We start from the raw sequence: 18,739 nt of genomic DNA on the forward strand, positions 1-18,739 counted from the left end.
GGAATTCCTCGTTCGGGCACTCATAAGTCGAATGAGTTACCGTATACTGAAAGGAATTCCTCGTTCGGGCACTCATAAGTCGAATGAGTTACCGTATACTGAAAGGAATTCCTCGTTCGGGCACTCATAAGCCGAATGAGTTACCAAATACTGAAAAGAATTCCTCGTTCGGGCACTCATAAGTCGAATGAGTTACTGTATACTGAAAGGAATTCCTCGTTCGGGCACTCATAAGTCGAATGAGTTACCGTATACTGAAAGGAATTCCTCGTTCGGGCACTCATAAGTCGAATGAGTTACCGTATACTGAAAGGAATTCCTCGTTCGGGCACTCATAAGCCGAATGAGTTACCAAATACTGAAAAGAATTCCTCGTTCGGGCACTCATAAGTCGAATGAGTTACCGTATACTGAAAGGAATTCCTCGTTCGGGCACTCATAAGTCGAATGAGTTACCGTATACTGAAAAGAAATCCTGTTCGGGCACTCATAATCCAAATGAGTAACTAATTCACTTCCACGAATATCAAATGATCACATTGAACCTACTAAATAAAAAAGATGTATATTAAAGGCGACTACACCCAACCTTTAATGCACATCTCCAAAATTATAGAACCTTATCCAAAAAGTCCCTCGCCCGTTCTGTTTTTGGTTGCTTAAAGAATTCTTTTGGGTCTCCCTCTTCCAGTAGAACCCCATCATCTAAAAACAGTACTCTATCCGCAACCTCTTTAGCAAAATTCATTTCATGCGTCACAATGACCATCGTCATTCCTGTACCTGCTAAATCCTTCATAACATCTAATACTTCTTTAACCATTTCCGGATCAAGTGCAGAAGTTGGCTCATCAAACAACATAATTTCTGGTTCCATGGCAAGTGCACGCGCAATGGCTACACGTTGTTTTTGTCCCCCAGAAAGTCTATTCGGATAGGCATTTTCTTTGTCTGTTAATCCGACTTTCGCCAGTAACTCTTTTGCAATTTTTTGTGCTTCCGATTTGGAAAGACCTTTTACCTTTTGTGGAGCATACGTAACGTTATCTAATACGGTCATATGCGGGAATAAGTGGAAATGCTGAAATACCATTCCAATATTTTTTCTAACGACTAATTTATCTACCTTTTTATCCGTAATTTTTTTATCATTTAAATAAATTTCCCCTGATGTTGGTTCTTCTAATAAATTCAGACATCTTAAAAAAGTAGATTTACCAGATCCTGATGGTCCTATAACTGCCACTACTTCTCCCGTATTAATCGTAGTAGAAATATTCTTCAATACTGTATTATTTCCAAATACCTTGCTTATTTCTTTAGCCTTAATCACCTTGTCTTAACCTCCGTTCGATAGCTTGGCCAATTTTCGTTAATATAAATACCATAATCCAATAAATGGCCCCTGCCAACAATAACGGTTCAAAATTACGATAAATATCTGCACCGACAATTTGGGCACGACGCATTAAATCTAAATAACCTATAGTAGATACAATAGCAGATTCCTTTGTTAATGTGATGAATTCATTTAATAAGGCCGGCAAGATATTTTTAATGGCTTGTGGCAAAATAATATTTAACATCATCGGTCTATATGGCACTCCCAATGCCTCTGCAGCTTCCATTTGACCTTTATCAACAGCCATAATTCCCGCACGAATAATTTCAGATACATATGCCGCTGAATTTAATCCAAATGTTAAAACAGCTGATAAAAATATCGGAATATCATAGCCTGTTAATTGTGGAATTGCATAATAGATAATCATTAATTGTAGAATTAGGGGAGTTCCACGAAATATGGATGTATATGCATTTGCTATCCATTTTAAGAAGGAAACCTTTGTAATCTTACAAAGCGCAAGAAGTGTCCCTAATACTAAACCAATTATAATGGAAAAAATAACGAATTCTAAAGTAGCCCATATTCCTTTTAACATAAAAGGAGTATAAGGCACGATTTGGCTAAAATCCAAATTCATGCCCTAACACCTCGCTTTCTTTGCTGTTTATTCTGCGTTAGTTAGATCCCATTTCTTTTCTAATTCAGCAATCGTACCATTTTCAATCAGTTTTTCTAATGCACCGTTAATTTCCTCTGTAAGTTCACTTCCTTTAGGAAATGCAATGCCCATTCCTGGTGAACTTGTTGTCGGATCATCAAAACCTTCTAGTCCCTGTTCCGCGATAAAACCTTCTGCAACTGTTTTATCCAAATAACCAACATCAATACGGTTTGAATTTAACTCTTGAATTAATAATGCAGCTTTATCTACTTTCTTCACCTCAAAGCCATACTTACTACTTAGTTCATCCGCACCTTCTTCTTGAATGGTACCCAATTGAACCCCAACAGTAAGCCCCTTAAGGTCTTCTAAGCTATTGATATCAGCATCTTTCTTCATTATAAACATTTCACCTGATCGATGATACGGTTCAGAGAAATCCACGTTTTGTTTACGTTCTTCGGTAGCACTCATACCAGACATTACCATATCCACACGACCAGATTGCAATGCCCCAATCAACCCATCAAAACTCATATCTTGAATTTCCAACTCATACCCTAATTCATCCGCGATAGCTTGAGCTACCTCAATATCAAAACCAACAAAGTTTCCTTCTTTATCATAAGATTCAAACGGAGGAAAGTCAGCGGAAGTAGCCATTTTTAATACTTTTCCATCTGCTTTTTCAGCCTTTTCACCTTCTTGGCTATCCGTTGCTGTATCTCCTGTATTATTATCAGGAGTTTTCTCAGCTTCCGGATCACCTGCTCCACATGCTGCCAGCACTCCAATGATGAATGCCATAACTAAAATTTTAAAAAATGTAGATTTCATTTGATTCTCCCCTTTTCTTTATCATGTCTGTTCAAAAAGAACCGAGATCGGCTAAATTCACAACGTCCTATCGCAACGCCGACACTAGCACTATTGCCAACTAGAAACATTAAAGTGTCATTTTCACCGGACTTATTAAACATCCTTTTATAGACTGTTGTTTTTGAACTCTTCCTTTATAGCTTGTAAAAGTTCTTCACTAGAAATGACATCATACCCAGTTTGCGCTAGAGCTAATGCGCCACTTACTAATGTTGTATATCCATCTTCAGTTATGGTTTGATCAGCAAACTCTTTCGTATGATGTACTAATCCCGGTTTGTTCATTCCAATATATGGGTGAATCGCCGGTACAACTTGACTAACATTTCCCATATCAATCGATCCTAAACCAGATTTATCTTTATTTAGTGGTAATGTGCTAGTTTGCTTCAAGTTTTGATTAAAGGCTTCTGAAAGTGTATGATTCGTTACCATATTATCGTAACTTAATTCATAATTTGAGATTTCTAAAGTGGCACCTGTCATTAATGCAGCACCTTCAGCAATATGTTTTACTTTTTCTACAACTTCATTTAAGTATTTACGATTATTCGCTCTGATATAAAATTGGGCAACTGCATAATCTGGAACAACATTAGCAGCTTTTCCTCCTTCAGATATCACACCATGAATACGTACATCTGATTGGACATGTTGCCTTAATGCATTAATTCCATTAAATAATTGTATGACGCTATCTAAAGCATTAATACCTTCTTCTGGGGATGCAGCTGCATGTGCTGATTTTCCAGTGAACGCATACTGAATCGCGTCCATTGCTAAAGACTTTCCACTCATGTAAGATTGGTCACTTGGATGGAGGATCATTGCTACATCCGTATCATCAAAAACTCCTTGTTGACTCATAGGAACTTTTGCACCGTTCGTTTCTTCTGCAGGAGTTCCTAATACAACAACATTCCCACCAATTTCATGTAATACTTTACTCAAGGCAATTCCAGCACCAACGCTCATTGTCCCGATTAAGTTATGCCCACAAGCATGTCCAACTTCAGGTAATGCATCATACTCCGCTAAATAAGCAATCGTTGGACCTGGCTTACCACTTTTATAGGTAGCCTTAAATGCAGTTGGTCGATTAACGGTTCCTATTTCTATTTCAAATTGATGCTCTTTTAAAAAATTCGTATGTAGTTTCATAGATTCAAATTCTTGATCGCCTAATTCAGGATTTTCATATAAGTTCTTATTCATTTCCCAAAGTTGTTCTTTAATTTGCTCTAAATGGCTAGACAATTGTTCCTTCATGGCGTTTATCACTCCAATAGTTTGTATAATAGTTGTATATTTATAAGTATTAGTGTATATTTATTAACTATTTTAGTTATACCATGATTGAACAACATGCGCAAGGGTTTTTTGTTTTTTTAAGCTTAATTAATTAGTAAAAACTCCCTGCTGTTAAACAGGGAGTTATCAGCCTTCAGATAAAGCTACATATTTTTTTACCACTTCATTTTCCTCTACTATTAATATATCTTCTTCGTTTGTCGAAAAAATTTTAGTGTTTGGTGATAGTTTTGATGCGGTCCCATCTTTAAAATTACTTTTTGAGGTCTCTTTGATTACACCAATTTCTTTATCTTTGGTGACTTTAACATCATTTACCCATTCAATACCCGTTTTATAAGTTATACCTTTCATCTGAAATATATCAGCACCTGGGTCATCTCTTAAGACTTCTAGAGCAGTAGGTGGTTTACTCGAAATAGTTATTTCATTATCATCATTATTACAAGCAACAAGAAAAGAGAGAACTAACAACATATTAATGCCAAAGAATACTATTTTTTTATTCATATAACACCTACTTTCTTAATTTTTACACAACAATTATATTATCATAATTGCAATATAATTATAATCCTTTCAGAAAATTACTCCGAGACAAATATTGCGTAAGGGGAGGTGAAGGAAGTCTCGCTGGGCGCTGGAACCGGACGTGGCCCACCCTATGACAATATTTAATAAGCTAATTTTTTATACTTCAAAGAAAAAAAGACGCCGAATCATCGACGCCTTTTCTACTAATTAATAAGCTTTTGCCCAATAAACCATTTCTTTTGCTTCTTTACCACAGCAAACGCATGTATCTGCTACTTTTTCTTGCTCAAATGGAATACAACGTGAAGTTGCTGTTGTTTCTTCTTTTATCTTTTCTTCGCATGCAAGGTCTCCACACCACATTGCTTTGATGAAGCCGCCCTTTTGATCAAGTGTTTGTTTAAATTCATCCATATTCGTAGCAGTTGTTGTCATCTCATTACGATGTTCAAGTGCTTTATTATATAGGTTGGTTTGAATTTCTTCTAGTAATTGAGGCAAGCGTTCTTCTAATTCTGTAAGTGCCACGAATTCTTTTTCTCCCGTATCTCGACGAACAAGAACAACTTGTCCTTTCTCAATATCTTTCGGTCCCATCTCAATACGTACAGGAATTCCTTTCATTTCATATTCATTGAATTTCCATCCTGGCATTTTATCACTTGCATCAATATCGACACGGACTAAATCTTTTAATTGATCACGTAGCGCATAAGCTTTATCTAGTACACCTTCTTTATGTTGAGCGATAGGAACAATCATCGCTTGTGTAGGTGCAACTTTTGGAGGTACAACTAATCCACGATTATCACCATGCACCATAATCAACGCACCCATAATTCGTGTAGAAAGTCCCCAAGATGTTTGATGAACATATTGGCTTTCTCCATTTTCATCTAAGTACGTAATATCAAAAGCTTCTGCAAAGCCAGAACCGAAATGGTGGGAAGTTGCAGATTGTAGAGCTTTTCCATCATGCATTAAACTTTCGATGGTTAGTGTATAATTAGCACCAGCGAATTTTTCCTTATCTGTTTTTCTACCTTTTAGTACAGGAATAGCTAGATATTCTTCCACTAAGTCTGCATATACTTCTAACATACGATTTGTTTCTTGTGAAGCATCTTCATCAGTTGCATGAGCAGTATGCCCTTCTTGCCACTGGAACTCTGAAGAACGTAGAAACGGTCTTGTTGTTTTTTCCCATCGTACAACATTCGCCCATTGATTGTATAACATTGGTAGGTCACGATAGGAATGAATATTTTTGGAATAGTAGTCACAGAATAAAACCTCAGAAGTCGGACGGAATGCCAAACGTTCTTGAAGTTCTTCTTCTCCACCATGTGTAATCCAAGCAACTTCAGGAGCAAATCCTTCTACATGGTCCTTTTCCTTTTGAAGTAGGCTTTCTGGAATAAACACTGGGAAAGCCACGTTTGAATGGCCTGTTTCTTTAATCCTTTTATCTAATTGATCTTTAATATTTTCCCAAATGGCATATCCATAAGGTTTAATAATCATCGTTCCACGAACTAAACCATAGTCCACTAATTCTGCTTGTTTCACAACATCTGTGTACCACTGTGCAAAGTCATCTTCCATTGCTGTGATTTTTTCGACAAACTGTTTATTTTTCTTTCCCAAAGTAAACACCTCTTTAATATATTCTTGCTTATCATACACAAAAAAACCCCCATCCGATAAAGGGACCGAGGTTTGGCGTTACCACCCTTGTTTGCAAGAGGAATTCCCACTTGCACACTTTTCCTTCGTAACGGTTATGAACCGCGCCATCTTACAGCAAAAAGCCTTTTCGACAGCGAACTAAAAAGGTAGGTTCTAATTCATGTCTTTAGAAATTCGCACCATCCATTTCCTCTCTTAAAAGACAATAAAATTATACTAATCCTCTTCAAACGTTTTTATCTATTCAATATCTTTAAATATATATGGATGAAAATAGAAAGTCAAGATGGAGGGATGAAAAGTAGTATGATCGATTCCCTTATTAGTTTAGATCTTTACTCGTTACTTAATCTAGTGTAATAATAAAGTCAGTAAAAGAGTATTTGCAGGTATTTAATTTGAAGAACGGTGGTTTTTTATGAAAAGTAGATTATCTGGAAAAACGGTATATATAATTTTTTTAATAATAATGGTCTTCCTATATATTTTTTCAAAGTATATTAGTAATCAAACAGCCTTTCTCATCATAACTATTTTCCCTTTAGTGTATTGGGGAATATATAGTTTTATAAATAGGAAGGTAGAGAAATAGCCTTTCTATTCAAACTTAAAAGACCGAGTAACTGAATTTTAAAACTGTTTATTTTTTGGTGAAGAAAATCCTATATAATTTTAGTTGATAAAACAGGATTTTCTTCACTTTCTCGTTATCCTTTGTGATGGACCCACGTCAAGTGCTATGTGTAAAATAGTTCTCGCGGATTTGAAACAAAATTCTAGAAAAAAAAGAAAAGGCGCTCTATCATAAATGTATGCTTAGCCGGCAAATACATTAGAAAGAGGCCTTTTCATGAATACAATTATATCAAAAATCAGCGAATTATTAAAGGATACAAATGACTTAGTAACAATTTGCCAAAAACCCCATCCTCAAAATATAATAACAATAAAAAACCAAATGATCATGATGAGCTGAATCATTACTTTGGCAATAGATCCGCCTAAAAAGCCAAGTAATGAACCGATTGATGCCTTGATTGCATCCTTAGGAGGCCTTTGTTGTAATAACTCAATGACAAATACAGTAATAAATGGAACAATAAGGATCCCGAAAGGTGGGATAATAAACGATCCAACAATAACCGCTACTGCCGCACCTCGTTCTCCCCATTTACTGCCACCATATTTTTTCACAAAATAACTATTTGCTAATATATCTGCTAAAAATAAAAACAGAGTAAAGACAGCCATTATTATCCAGAAAACAATCGTGAGTTCATCTGGGTTGATGATAAACTGATAAAGCAAAAAACCAACCCAAATGACAAGGACTGACGGAATGATTGGATAAATGATTCCGGCAAAACTCAATATGAACAACACAATAATGACAATCCAGACCATCCAATCTAACATATATGCTTCCTCCAAAAAGAAATTTGAATAAGGCCTAGAACCATTTGTTAAGAAGTTTTCCGATATATACTGGAAAGTTTAATCTCTTCCTTATTCATAAAACGTCTTAGATTTTCCCAATGTTTCATCATACCCATTAGAATAAGTACTAAAACAATTGTTGCTGGATCAGTACCTTAAACCATGTATGTCTCTATAAAATAAGCTACATACATACTCAGAATTCCGAATACAGCATAATCCGTTGTAAATGTTACTAGTAGTAATATAATAACCCCAATAATTGCAATTCTAAAATCGATTGCTAAAAAGCACCTATAATAGAGGCTGTACCTTTTCCACCTTTGAAATTCATTGTTATTGGATAGTTATGACCTAAAATAACAAAAAAGGCAGTATTATATAGTAGTATAATCTGATATTCATCCATTACTCCATTATATTCCAAGAAGGATACCATTAATAAAATTGCCAAGGTTGCTTTAAAAATATCTACGAGAGCAACGAATATACCATATTTCCACCCTAACAACATCGTAGTGTTAGAGGCGCCTGCATTCTTACTCCCTAATTTTTTAATATCTATCTGTTTTCGTTTAGCAACAAGCTGTGAACCATTTAGGCAACCGAATAAGTATCCAATCAAAGTTGAGATTAGAAAATACATATGATTCTTCCCCTGTACGATTACTTATTTCTATTATATTAAAAAAATGCCCTATTGGGTTCAAAAGTTTGAGTCATTTTTGAAATTGGGCGCCTTGAAAATCCTGGAAGTCTATCATACGGTCGCTTATACGCTGCAATAAATAGGAATCATGACTTATCGCAAGGACACCAATATTCCGCTCCTTCGCAACACGATGTAACATTTTCCACAAATGCGCTTGTGTAATGGCATCAAGCATTGTCGTAATTTCATCGGCTATAATGAATTTAGTCTCGTCTTGAAATGCTCTTGCTATACAAAATCGTTGTAGCTCTCCTCCTGACAATTCACTTGGCCAACGGGATAACCACTCTTCTTTTATTCCAAGTTCATCTAATACTTTACGATCCATATTACTTTCCATCCATATTTTTTGCATTTTCCATCTTGGATTGATGGACTTCTCCGGATGTTGCCAAATAAACTGAACAGGATGTATTCCCCTATTTTTAATTTGCTTACCGCCAAGCAATACCCTACCACTTTCAGGCTTCATATAACCGGCAATGATTTTAGCCATCGTTGTTTTTCCTGACCCGCTATATCCATGCAAACCAACGATTTCACCAGGGTGAATGGTTAGATGAAGGTCCTTAAATAAATAATCTCCATTCCCATATTTAAAGCTAATTCCTTCCACCTCAAGTTTCGATGATTCGTTCGTTATTGGAATAATCTCCTTTTCCTTAACAAAAAAATCATTTCGCGGAAGTGCATTCCACAACTCCTTTGTAAATGGATGTTGTAGCATTTCCCCTTTTCCCGAGAAATCCTCAACCTTAGCTATTTCAACTGTTTCACCATCACGGAAAACAACTACCTTATTTGCCAATTTTAATGCCGTATCAATATCATGAGTAATGAACATGATACCTTTCCCTTTTTGGGATAGCTGTTTAAGAAGAGAGGTAAGTTCGTCTAGGGTTTGTGGATCAAGTCCCGGTGTTGGCTCATCAGCAATAATCAATTTTGCCGGGCTAACGATAGCCGTAGCCGCTAAAATTCTTCTTGCCATCCCACCAGATAATTCAAATGGATATTTATCAGAAACCTCACTTGAAAGACCTACTTGAGTAAAAACCTTTTGTTGAACAAGCTTTTTATCTTGATTCTGTATAACCTCTTGAACCTGTTTTCCAACTTTCATTAAAGGATTCAAAGCTTGAGTAGATTGGGGGATATATGAAATTTCCTTCCCCCTATATTCCTCTCTCAATTTGTTGCCTTTATAAATAATTTCTCCGTCCGTTAATGCATGCTTTGGTAAGATACCAAGAATCGCACTGGCCAATAAGCTTTTCCCGGAACCACTAGCACCAACGACTGCAACAATTTCTCCTTCATTTATCGTCATGTTAAGGTTTTTAATCACTTTCATCTCTGTTTCTACTAACCCTTTTTTAAAGGTTCGAAACGCTAATGAAAAATTCTTCACTTCTAATAATGGAGGTTGCGGGTTTTCCATCCATTTCCCCTCCTTGCACTAAGACTTCATCCCATCAAAGGGATCGATAAATCGTTTCACATTTTTCCCTAACATATCAAATAGGCTTACCATAACTAATAGAGCTAGTCCCGGGAAAAAGGCAAGCCACCACATACCTACCGAAAGATAACGCATAGACTCTGATAATATAATACCTATTGCTGGTTGTTCAGGTGATAATCCAAAGCCTAGAAAGGTTATGGCAGCTTCATGGAGAATGGCATGTGGAAAGATTAACAAGAAACCTATAAACAATTGCGGGAATACATGTGGAAAAAAATGATTTCTAGCAATCCATAATTTGCTTTTTCCTAATTTCATGGAAATGTTAACATATTCAGCTGTTTTTATTTGTAAGATTTCTGCACGCAAGATCCTTGTTATACTAGGCCAATGAGTGAGTGCTAAACCAATCACCACACCATAAAAACCCCCACCCGCGGCGAAGGAAATTAATATTAAAACGACTATATGGGGGACACTTAAAAATAGATCTATTAACCATGTGACAAACCGATCCCACATTCTATTCCACGAAGCTAATAAACTAAAAAATAAAGCAAGAATGGAACTCGTTAATGCGGCTACTATACCTACTCCAATACTTAACGTTAAGCCCTTTAAGGTTCTTGCTAGCATGTCACGCCCTAACCAATCCGTACCAAATATATGATTCCAGGATGGTGCCTCATTTTTCCCTTCCATATGGATAAGAAGTTCCTCATCCGTTATCGACATTCCGGAACTGATAATGGCTAAAAGGAAAAGAACCGAAACGGCTATTTTTATCATTGTTTTTCTTCTTATATTTATCCGATTCAATGAAGGTCCCCCTTTCTTATACGGGGGTCAATTACTTTGTAAAGAATATCGGCAAGTAAGTTTCCGATAAATACAAATACCGAACTAAATAATACAATACCTAATAATAAAGGAACATCTCCACCAAGACCAGCTTGTACAACTGCTTGCCCAAGACCTGGATAGGAAAATACTTGCTCCGCAATAACAGATCCGCCAAAAATTTCCCCGAAAGATGAAAAATGAATAGAAATAGCAGGCAAGGCGATATTACGTAAGCCATGTTGATAAGCAAGTTGATAGCCTTTTTTTCCTTTAGCCTTCGCATAAAGGATATATTCACTTTGTAATACTTCTACTAGCTTTTCCCTAGTATGAAGCGCAATGTTGGATACCCCGATAATACTTAATGTTAAAACTGGCAATAATAAATGCTTGAACTTATCTAGTATAAATACATCTTCTGCCAATACACCAGCTGGAGTGCCTAGACCAATTGGGAACCAACCGAGCCATACTGAAAAAACAGTTAATAATAATAAACCTAACCAAAAAGTGGGCGTGGAAGCTAATGTATAGCAATAAGTTTTAATGAACCGATCTATGATTGTCCCTTGCTTAACCGCCGCAACGACACCTAGTAAAAAACCGATAACCCCTGATAATAGCCAAGCTAGCCCCATTAATCCTAATGAGGCTAGAAAACGCTCCAAGATAATATCGATTACAGGGGCCCGATAGATTAAGGAAGTCCCAAGATCCCCTTGGATGACCGCACTTCCCCAATTCATAAATTGCAATATTCTAGATTCATTCAGGCCCCAATATTCAGCAATCTCTTCTCTTTGTTCCGGACTCACCCTCGTTATATCCGCACCTACATAGGACTGAATAGGATCAATTGGTGAAATTGCCACTAATGTAAAAGAAATAACACTAACTGCAAAAAGTAAACTTAATAGTTTTACTGCCTTACTCAAAATAAACTTAAATACACGTTTTAAATTCAAACTCAGCCTCTCCTACTCCTTCCAATGCCAGTCTTCAATAAAGTCTGTAATTGGCCACCCATGTCCATGTGGTTGAATCTTTTGTTCCCCAATTTCTAGATTTTCATCGATTAAATACAAATGTTGCAGGTTAACAAGCCATGCCCATGGCGCATCCCCTTTTGCTGAGAAGCCTTCTTTTCCATCCCATTGTGCTTTCTTCCAATACTCATTCGCTTCTTCTGTTGATGTTGCCCGTAACGCTTGTTCCATATATTGATCAACAACTTCATTCGAATAATAATTCGTATTATAATAACCTATTCCTCGTGTTTTACTACTGTACAAGTTATACATTTCAAGCGGATCATGACTACCCCAGCCCATCATGATAGGCTCAGAATACATTAATTGTTCTAATTCATTCCAGCTTTTTCCCTCTGTCGTAACGGAAATTCCTAATGGTTTCATCATTTCAGCGAAAGCCATGGATAGAGACTGACGATTTTGATCATCTGCAGGATAAAATAACGTAAAAGCGGCTTCCTTACCATCTTTCACTCTGACACCTTCATCCGTTTCCTTCCAGCCACCTTCGTCTAGAATTTCCTTTGCCTGTTCGATATCATGATCCTCTATCACCGAATCCGGATTCCACCACGGTAATCGATCGGCAACGGAATAAGCTGGTGTTCCATATCCATCCAATACCCCGTCTACCAAGGCCTTTCTATCCACTCCAACGTTTATGGCTTTTCGAATAGAAATATCTGCTGTTACATCATTTCCAATCGGAAACCCATCCTCTGTCATATCCCCACTAGGGACAAATGGGAACATAACTCCTCGATTATCAACAGATTCTAGTTGGATTAATTTCATACCTGGCACTTTTTCGTTCGCAAAGCTGGAAGGAATGGAAACGACATCTACTTCTCCAGCCTTTGCAGCAGCATATCCCGCATCTTCAGATAGGAAAAGAAACGTTAATTTTTTAAAGTATGGTTCTTTTCCATAATAGTGTGGATTTCGTTCTACTATAATTTGTTGACCTTTATCCCACTGAACGAGTTGATATGGTCCTGAACCTATAGGGTGTTCCCGATAATTTTCATCATAGGCATGTTCTGGAACAATTCCAGTTGTTACAAGTAAATTGATAAAGGTTGAATCTGGCTTCTCTAAATGAAAGCGAACCGTGTAATCATCAACCGCTTCTATGCCTTTTACATTACTTAAATCCACAACCGAACCACTTCCTTTGGTTTGTTGAAAAGTAAACACAACATCATCCGCGTCCAACTGTTCCCCATCAGAAAACTGAACGTCTTGGCGAATTTCCACCGTCCATGTAAGTCCATCATCGCTCACTTGATAATCCTCAGCGAGATCATTTTGAATTTCAAAGTTTTTGTCATATCGAAGTAATGTACTTTGAAATAAAGGCGAGCCATATCTCCCCCATCCTGTAGTGGGGTCAAATCCTTCTTCCGGCTCACTTCCAACCGCAAGAATTAACTCGTCACTTTGTTTATTAGCATCCTCACTTTTTTCAGTCTCCGTATTAGAGCAAGCAACTAAGCTTATCATTGCAATAAATAAAACAATAAATGATAATTTTTTCATTTCATAGTCTCCTTATTAAAGCTTGTCTTTCCGTACAGTTTATTTTACTATTTTACAACCTCCAAGTAAATGTTATATTACCAAAAAAAGATGTCTGTCATTTCTTTTCTAACAGACATCTCATATGTATTATGGATTGAGTTTAAGTCTAGCAGCTTCCAACGCCTTAACTACTATTTTACTTCTTTCCAATGCTTGTTTATACGTAGTATCATTGCTTTCTGAGATCATTTGAATAAATGCCTCCGCCTCATAAACCATGTCTTGCTCTGCCTGTTCAATAGCAAGCTCGTTCATTTGTTTATTTTTACGATCATAGTAAGAAATTTTTCTAATAGGAGCAATGTGATCAATCGTAATCGTTCCTTCCTCCCCTTGTATTTCAGAAGGCATGATTGCTTGAGTTATTTTGGAGCAAAGGATAGTCACAACGAAACTCCTATAATCTAAAACTAGGGTACCACTACCATCCACCCCGTTATCCAACATGACTGGGTAATAATCCAGATTACTAGGCTCACCGAACATATCAATTGCCATACTTAATGGGTAAACACCTAAATCCGTAAGAGCTCCCCCAGCAAACTCTTTTGAAAATACATTTGGTTTCTTGCCCTCTTTTAATGCATCATAACGGGAAGAGTATTGATTGAAATGAAGAACACAACTACGAACCGCTCCAATTTTTTCTACCGTATTTTTAAATATTTCATAATTAGGAGAGTATAAATGTCGGTATCCTTCAAATACAAATACATTTTCTTCTTCAGCTAATCCTGAAATGATTTGGAGCTGTTCTTCAGTTAATGCCATTGGTTTTTCACAAAAAACATGTTTTTTTGCCTTTATCACTTTAATAATGTGTTCAACGTGTAATGTATTTGGAGAAGCAATATAAACAAAATCGGTATTTTCCTTTAACATCTCATCTAATTCAGTATACCAACGGTCTGCTCCATTTTTTGTTGCAAAAGACTTAGCTCCGTCCTCTGTTCTAGAGTAAACCGAAGAAAGCACTGCTTTTCCAGTTAGGTTAACTGCTTCAATAAATGATTCGGTAATCCAACTTGTCCCAATTGTAGAATAAGAAATCAAGCATTATCCCTCTCTTCATCTTGTTTAGTTTCATCTGGGTGTGGGTCAATCGTATGTTGATATTCATATCCCTTATTAATTTGTACAATGACTAATACTAAAATAAGGATGACAATAAAGACAGACACGATAGTAATGAGTGTTAATGTACTCACTTTCATCCCCCAATTCTTCTTAGAAGTAGTTCTCTGCTAAATATTTACCCCACCTAAACAGGCAGTAAGACTTCCACCTCAAGCTTCTAGAAGGTAGGTGGGAAATCAACTGCCCGTAAAGGTAACCATCAGTGGCGAATGAAAGAAACCCCCAACTGATAGAAGCCTTCTTTATTATACCATTCTTTCCTTTTCAAATAAGGGGTTCCCTAACAAATTTTTAGTATTTAAGAGAATAGTAGATGATTCGCTCGGATATCTTTGGATACATCATTTGTACTCGTTTAATAAAAAGCATTCACGGATAATCCTTTATTTTCAGAAAATACTGGATTTGAATCCATTTATGAACACCTCTATCATTATAATAGAAATTTACTTTTTTACAGTTCCCCAGAATTTCACCCAGTTTCTTGACATTTTTTCACTATCTTAACTTCTTTCTTACCATGGATCCAGTGGTAAAAGTTTCAACTGAATTATTTTTCTTAATTAGAAATATAGATACAAATACTTCATTTAAAAGGAGAGGACATTTAAACTTGAAGAAATTATTATTAACTTTTGTAACCATAATAGGTTTAATCTTTTTAGCTGCATGCGGCGGATCAGGTGATGCTGGCGCGGAAGGAGGAAAAAGTAAATTAGAGCAACTTCAAGAAAAGGGAACCGTAAAGATTGGTTTTGCCAATGAACCACCTTACGCTTATGAACAAGGCGATGAATTAAAAGGGGCGGCTGTTGACATCGCAGAAGCAGTTTTTAAAGAACTAGGAATTGAAGAAATGGATTCACAACTAGCAGACTTCGGTCAACTTATCCCTGGTTTACAAGCACAACAATTTGATGTCGTAACGGCTGGTATGGCAATTAACCCTGACCGTTGCAAAAATGCATTATTTGGGGAACCAGAAATGCAATATGGAGAAGGTTTAATTGTGGAAGCAGGAAATCCACTAGGTTTAGAAAGCTATAAAGATATAGCAGATAATCCCGACGTAACCGTAGTAGTTATGGAGGGCGCTACAGAAATTGAATTTTTAAAATCAGAAGGAGTAAGTGAGGACCAAATCACTACGGCTCCAGATATCCCAGCTACATTCTCTGCCGTTCAATCTGGGCGTGCAGATGCGACAACTGGAACAGAGATGACAGTTAAAATGGCGCTAGAATCCGCTAATACAGATGCTTTGGAATTTGTTGAGACATTTGAACAACCCGATATCGATGGAGTGCCTAGCTATGGTGCTGCTGCATTTAATCTAGAAGATCAAGAACTAGTAGACGCATACAACGAAAAACTGGCTGAACTAAAAGAAAATGGAACCGTTACTGAATTACTGGAGAAAAATGGTTACAGCGCACAAATGAATGCCGTGCCTGATGAAGTTACAACAGAAGCCGTTTGCAATGGGGAATTTTAATGAAGGAAAAATAGACGATGACTCCATAGGGTCCGGTTCCCTCGCCTAGGGGCCTGACTCTATATTTTTTTCTACACCTATTTTTATAAAGGAGTGATGAACATTAGTGCAATAATAGACATATTCCCACAACTACTAAAAGGGCTTGGCGTTACAGTTACCGTTCTGATCGCATCCGCACTTATCGCCTATCTCATGGCTTTTATTGCTGGCTTATGCCGTCTTTCTAATCATATAGTCATTCGAAAAGTTACAGGATTTTATGTAGAGGTATTCCGCGGAACATCTCTAATCGTACAGTTATTCTGGTTGTATTACGCCATACCAATGCTCTTCGGAATTCAGTTAGGTTCCAATTGGTGGGCAGGGGTTATTGCCATTGGTTTAAACTATGGTGCCTATTTATCAGAAGTTGTACGCGGATCCATACAGTCTGTCGCAAAAGGACAAACAGAAGCAGCGATTGCGTTAAATATGTCAAGATTCCAACGGATGCGTCTCATTATATTTCCGCAAGCCGTTCGGATGATGTTACCCGAGTTCGGCAACTACACCATTCAAATGTTAAAAGGGACTGCCTTAGTATCATTAATCGGTTTAAAGGATGTCCTTTATTATGGTGATATAATGCGAAGTACGAACCTATCCCAAGCACCACTTATCTATTTATTAGTATTAGTACTCTATTTTATTCTTGCTCTCCCACTTATCTGGTTAACTAGAAAAGGAGAAAGCATATCTAAGAAAGGGGTGGCTAGTGGATGAATAGCAACTATTGGAATTGGGATACATTCCTCGAAGCCCTCCCCATTGTTCTAAAAGGTTTGGGAATTACGATAGGACTTACCTTTACATGTTTTTTCTTTGCATTACTTTTTGGTTTTGTTTGGACATTTTTACGAAGAATCCCGAATAAGCCACTAAATTGGATCATTACTTGGACGATGGAATTTATTAGATCTACCCCACCACTTGTGCAACTTTTTTTCATTTTTTATGCTTGGCCAATGATTCCCGGAATTGGCGTGACACTTAGTCCTTTTACAAGTGCGGTTATTGGCTTAGGTATTCATTTTAGTACGTATATCGGTGAAATCTATCGTTCGGGAATTGAAAGCGTGGATAAAGGGCAATGGGAAGCTGCCAAGGCACTAAATTTCTCTACCGTTGATAAATGGAGAAGAATCATCTTACCACAGGCACTCCCTCCAACCATTCCAATGCTAGGAAACTATTTCATTATTATGTTTAAAGAGGTTCCATTAGCATCAACTATCGGTGTCGCAGGTATCCTGTTAATGGCAAATACGTATGGGGCACAAAATTGGGCCTATCTAGAACCATTGACTATCGTTGGTATCATTTTCTTATTGCTAAGTTATCCGTCCGCCATTCTCATTAAAAGATTAGAAATAAAATTGAACACACGTTTTGATAAGAAAGCAACATTGGAAAATATGAAAAAAGGAGCGATGATGTAATGTCAGAACCAATTGTAACGTATAGGAATGTTCATAAGGCATTCGGCGATGTCAAGGTTCTTAAAGGCATCGATTTAGATATTTTTCCAGCTGAAAAGATTGCCGTTATTGGTCCAAGTGGCTCGGGGAAAACAACGATTATTCGTATGCTAATGACATTAGAAGAACCAACTTCTGGAGACATCATTATCGATGGAACGAATTTATGGAAAATGGCAAAGAATGGAAAAATGATTCGCGCGAATGAGAAACATTTAAGAGACGTTCGCGGAGATATCGGAATGGTCTTTCAACATTTCAACTTATTCCCTCATATGACTATTTTAGAGAATTGCATGGCCGCTCCAATCCACGTAAAAAAGGAAGATAAACGTGAGGTACACGAACGTGCAATTCAAATGTTGGAAAGAGTTGGACTCGGTGACAAGTTGAACAATTATCCTAGCCAACTTTCTGGCGGGCAAAAACAGCGTGTTGCCATGGCAAGAGCATTAGTGATGAGACCAAAAATCATGTTATTTGATGAAGTAACATCTGCTTTAGATCCCGAACTAGTCGGGGAAGTACTTGAAGTTATTCGTGATATAGCACGCAACGACGATATGGCAATGGTTCTCGTCACACATGAAATGGACTTCGCACTAGATATTGCTGACAAAGTATTATTTTTAGATAATGGAGTGATTGCAGAACAAGGCACCGCAAATGAAGTCATCGAGCACTCCACAAACGAACGATTACAAACATTCTTGCACCGTTTTCGGAGTGTTTGAAGAATCCATGTTGAGATGTTCATAAACGGATGAGTTACCGAATTTGGAAAAAGAAGCTGCGTTCCGGCACTCATAAGGTGAATGAGTTACAGAATTCGGAAAAGGAATCCGTGTTCCGGCACTCATAAGGCGGATGAGTTACCGAATTCGGAAAAAGAAGCCCTGTTCCGGCACTCATAAGGCGGATGAGTGCCCGAATCTGGAAAAAGAAGCTGCGTTCCGGCACTCATAAGGCGAATGAGTTACCGAATTCGGAAAAAGAAGGAGATTTTGTCCCTGATAACCTGCACCTGGTTCTGTCAAGTAGACAGTACTGAAGTGTCTCTAAATTTTCACCTAATACATTGTCTTACCAAATATTT

The 18,739-nt window shown here is 37.2% G+C and carries 17 protein-coding genes, 1 pseudogene and 1 other annotated feature; of the genes and pseudogenes, 4 read left to right on the forward strand and 14 right to left on the reverse strand.

All coding sequences use genetic code 11. The features are described 5' to 3' along the window. Positions 1 to 610: 610 nt before the first annotated feature. From KM885_RS14300 to ytzI, 14 genes and pseudogenes are all read right to left on the reverse strand, one after another. Complete coding sequence (locus tag KM885_RS14300) at positions 611 to 1,333, reverse strand: amino acid ABC transporter ATP-binding protein (protein WP_047183643.1); 723 nt, start codon at positions 1,331 to 1,333, stop codon at positions 611 to 613. Then, the gene (locus tag KM885_RS14305; RefSeq protein WP_047183644.1) at positions 1,326 to 1,985 is read right to left on the reverse strand and encodes an amino acid ABC transporter permease; all 660 of its coding nucleotides are present in this window, start codon (positions 1,983 to 1,985) and stop codon (positions 1,326 to 1,328) included. The genes KM885_RS14300 and KM885_RS14305 overlap by 8 nt, the downstream gene beginning before the upstream one ends. Before the next feature lie 27 nt (positions 1,986 to 2,012). After that, the gene (locus KM885_RS14310; RefSeq protein WP_047183645.1) at positions 2,013 to 2,846 is read right to left on the reverse strand and encodes a basic amino acid ABC transporter substrate-binding protein; all 834 of its coding nucleotides are present in this window, start codon (positions 2,844 to 2,846) and stop codon (positions 2,013 to 2,015) included. 147 nt (positions 2,847 to 2,993) lie between these two features. Then, complete coding sequence (locus KM885_RS14315; RefSeq protein WP_216884174.1) at positions 2,994 to 4,157, reverse strand: M20 family metallopeptidase; 1,164 nt, start codon at positions 4,155 to 4,157, stop codon at positions 2,994 to 2,996. 168 nt (positions 4,158 to 4,325) lie between these two features. Then, on the reverse strand, positions 4,326 to 4,709 hold the full coding sequence (locus tag KM885_RS14320; protein WP_216884175.1) for a hypothetical protein: 384 nt from the start codon (positions 4,707 to 4,709) through the stop codon (positions 4,326 to 4,328). Positions 4,710 to 4,940: 231 nt separating this feature from the next. Next, positions 4,941 to 6,380: a proline--tRNA ligase gene (gene proS / locus KM885_RS14325; RefSeq protein WP_216884181.1), complete on the reverse strand. Its 1,440-nt coding sequence runs from the start codon at positions 6,378 to 6,380 to the stop codon at positions 4,941 to 4,943. 57 nt (positions 6,381 to 6,437) lie between these two features. Further along, positions 6,438 to 6,662 (reverse strand) — a binding site (T-box leader). 690 nt (positions 6,663 to 7,352) lie between these two features. Further along, on the reverse strand, positions 7,353 to 7,838 hold the full coding sequence (locus KM885_RS14330; protein ID WP_216884176.1) for a DUF456 domain-containing protein: 486 nt from the start codon (positions 7,836 to 7,838) through the stop codon (positions 7,353 to 7,355). A gap of 47 nt (positions 7,839 to 7,885) precedes the next feature. After that, positions 7,886 to 8,505, reverse strand: a pseudogene (locus KM885_RS18195) (glycerol-3-phosphate acyltransferase). A 73-nt stretch (positions 8,506 to 8,578) separates the two neighbouring features. Further along, a complete protein-coding gene (locus tag KM885_RS14340) occupies positions 8,579 to 10,012 on the reverse strand; it encodes an ABC transporter ATP-binding protein (protein ID WP_060667826.1) in 1,434 nt (477 codons plus the stop codon). Positions 10,013 to 10,030: 18 nt separating this feature from the next. Beyond that, positions 10,031 to 10,846 carry an ABC transporter permease gene (locus tag KM885_RS14345; protein ID WP_225344133.1) on the reverse strand — a complete coding sequence of 272 codons (816 nt, stop codon included), beginning with the start codon at positions 10,844 to 10,846 and terminating at the stop codon, positions 10,031 to 10,033. Between the two features lie 5 nt (positions 10,847 to 10,851). Next, entirely contained in the window at positions 10,852 to 11,844 is a 993-nt protein-coding gene (locus KM885_RS14350; RefSeq protein WP_047184957.1) for an ABC transporter permease, read from the reverse strand. A 12-nt stretch (positions 11,845 to 11,856) separates the two neighbouring features. Beyond that, entirely contained in the window at positions 11,857 to 13,449 is a 1,593-nt protein-coding gene (locus tag KM885_RS14355; RefSeq protein WP_216884177.1) for an ABC transporter substrate-binding protein, read from the reverse strand. A gap of 129 nt (positions 13,450 to 13,578) precedes the next feature. Next, the gene (locus KM885_RS14360) at positions 13,579 to 14,544 is read right to left on the reverse strand and encodes a Gfo/Idh/MocA family protein (protein ID WP_216884178.1); all 966 of its coding nucleotides are present in this window, start codon (positions 14,542 to 14,544) and stop codon (positions 13,579 to 13,581) included. After that, the gene (ytzI, locus tag KM885_RS14365) at positions 14,541 to 14,699 is read right to left on the reverse strand and encodes a YtzI protein (protein WP_371690292.1); all 159 of its coding nucleotides are present in this window, start codon (positions 14,697 to 14,699) and stop codon (positions 14,541 to 14,543) included. Before ytzI ends, KM885_RS14360 begins: the two co-directional genes overlap by 4 nt. A 542-nt stretch (positions 14,700 to 15,241) precedes the next feature. Between ytzI and ehuB the strand changes: the two genes are divergently transcribed. From ehuB to ehuA, 4 genes are all read left to right on the forward strand, one after another. Next, a complete protein-coding gene (ehuB, locus tag KM885_RS14370) occupies positions 15,242 to 16,123 on the forward strand; it encodes an ectoine/hydroxyectoine ABC transporter substrate-binding protein EhuB (RefSeq protein ID WP_216884179.1) in 882 nt (293 codons plus the stop codon). A gap of 96 nt (positions 16,124 to 16,219) precedes the next feature. Next, a complete protein-coding gene (gene ehuC, locus KM885_RS14375) occupies positions 16,220 to 16,888 on the forward strand; it encodes an ectoine/hydroxyectoine ABC transporter permease subunit EhuC (RefSeq protein ID WP_060667823.1) in 669 nt (222 codons plus the stop codon). After that, positions 16,885 to 17,604, forward strand: coding sequence for an ectoine/hydroxyectoine ABC transporter permease subunit EhuD (ehuD, locus tag KM885_RS14380; protein ID WP_047184954.1), 720 nt, complete (start codon positions 16,885 to 16,887; stop codon positions 17,602 to 17,604). Before ehuC ends, ehuD begins: the two co-directional genes overlap by 4 nt. After that, positions 17,604 to 18,377, forward strand: a complete 774-nt coding sequence (gene ehuA / locus KM885_RS14385; protein ID WP_060667822.1) for an ectoine/hydroxyectoine ABC transporter ATP-binding protein EhuA — start codon at positions 17,604 to 17,606, stop codon at positions 18,375 to 18,377. Before ehuD ends, ehuA begins: the two co-directional genes overlap by 1 nt. The last annotated feature ends 362 nt before the right edge of the window (positions 18,378 to 18,739 follow it).

The sequence above is a fragment of the Oceanobacillus caeni genome (assembly GCF_019037185.1).
In the GTDB taxonomy this organism is placed as follows: Bacteria; Bacillota; Bacilli; order Bacillales; family Amphibacillaceae; genus Oceanobacillus; species Oceanobacillus caeni.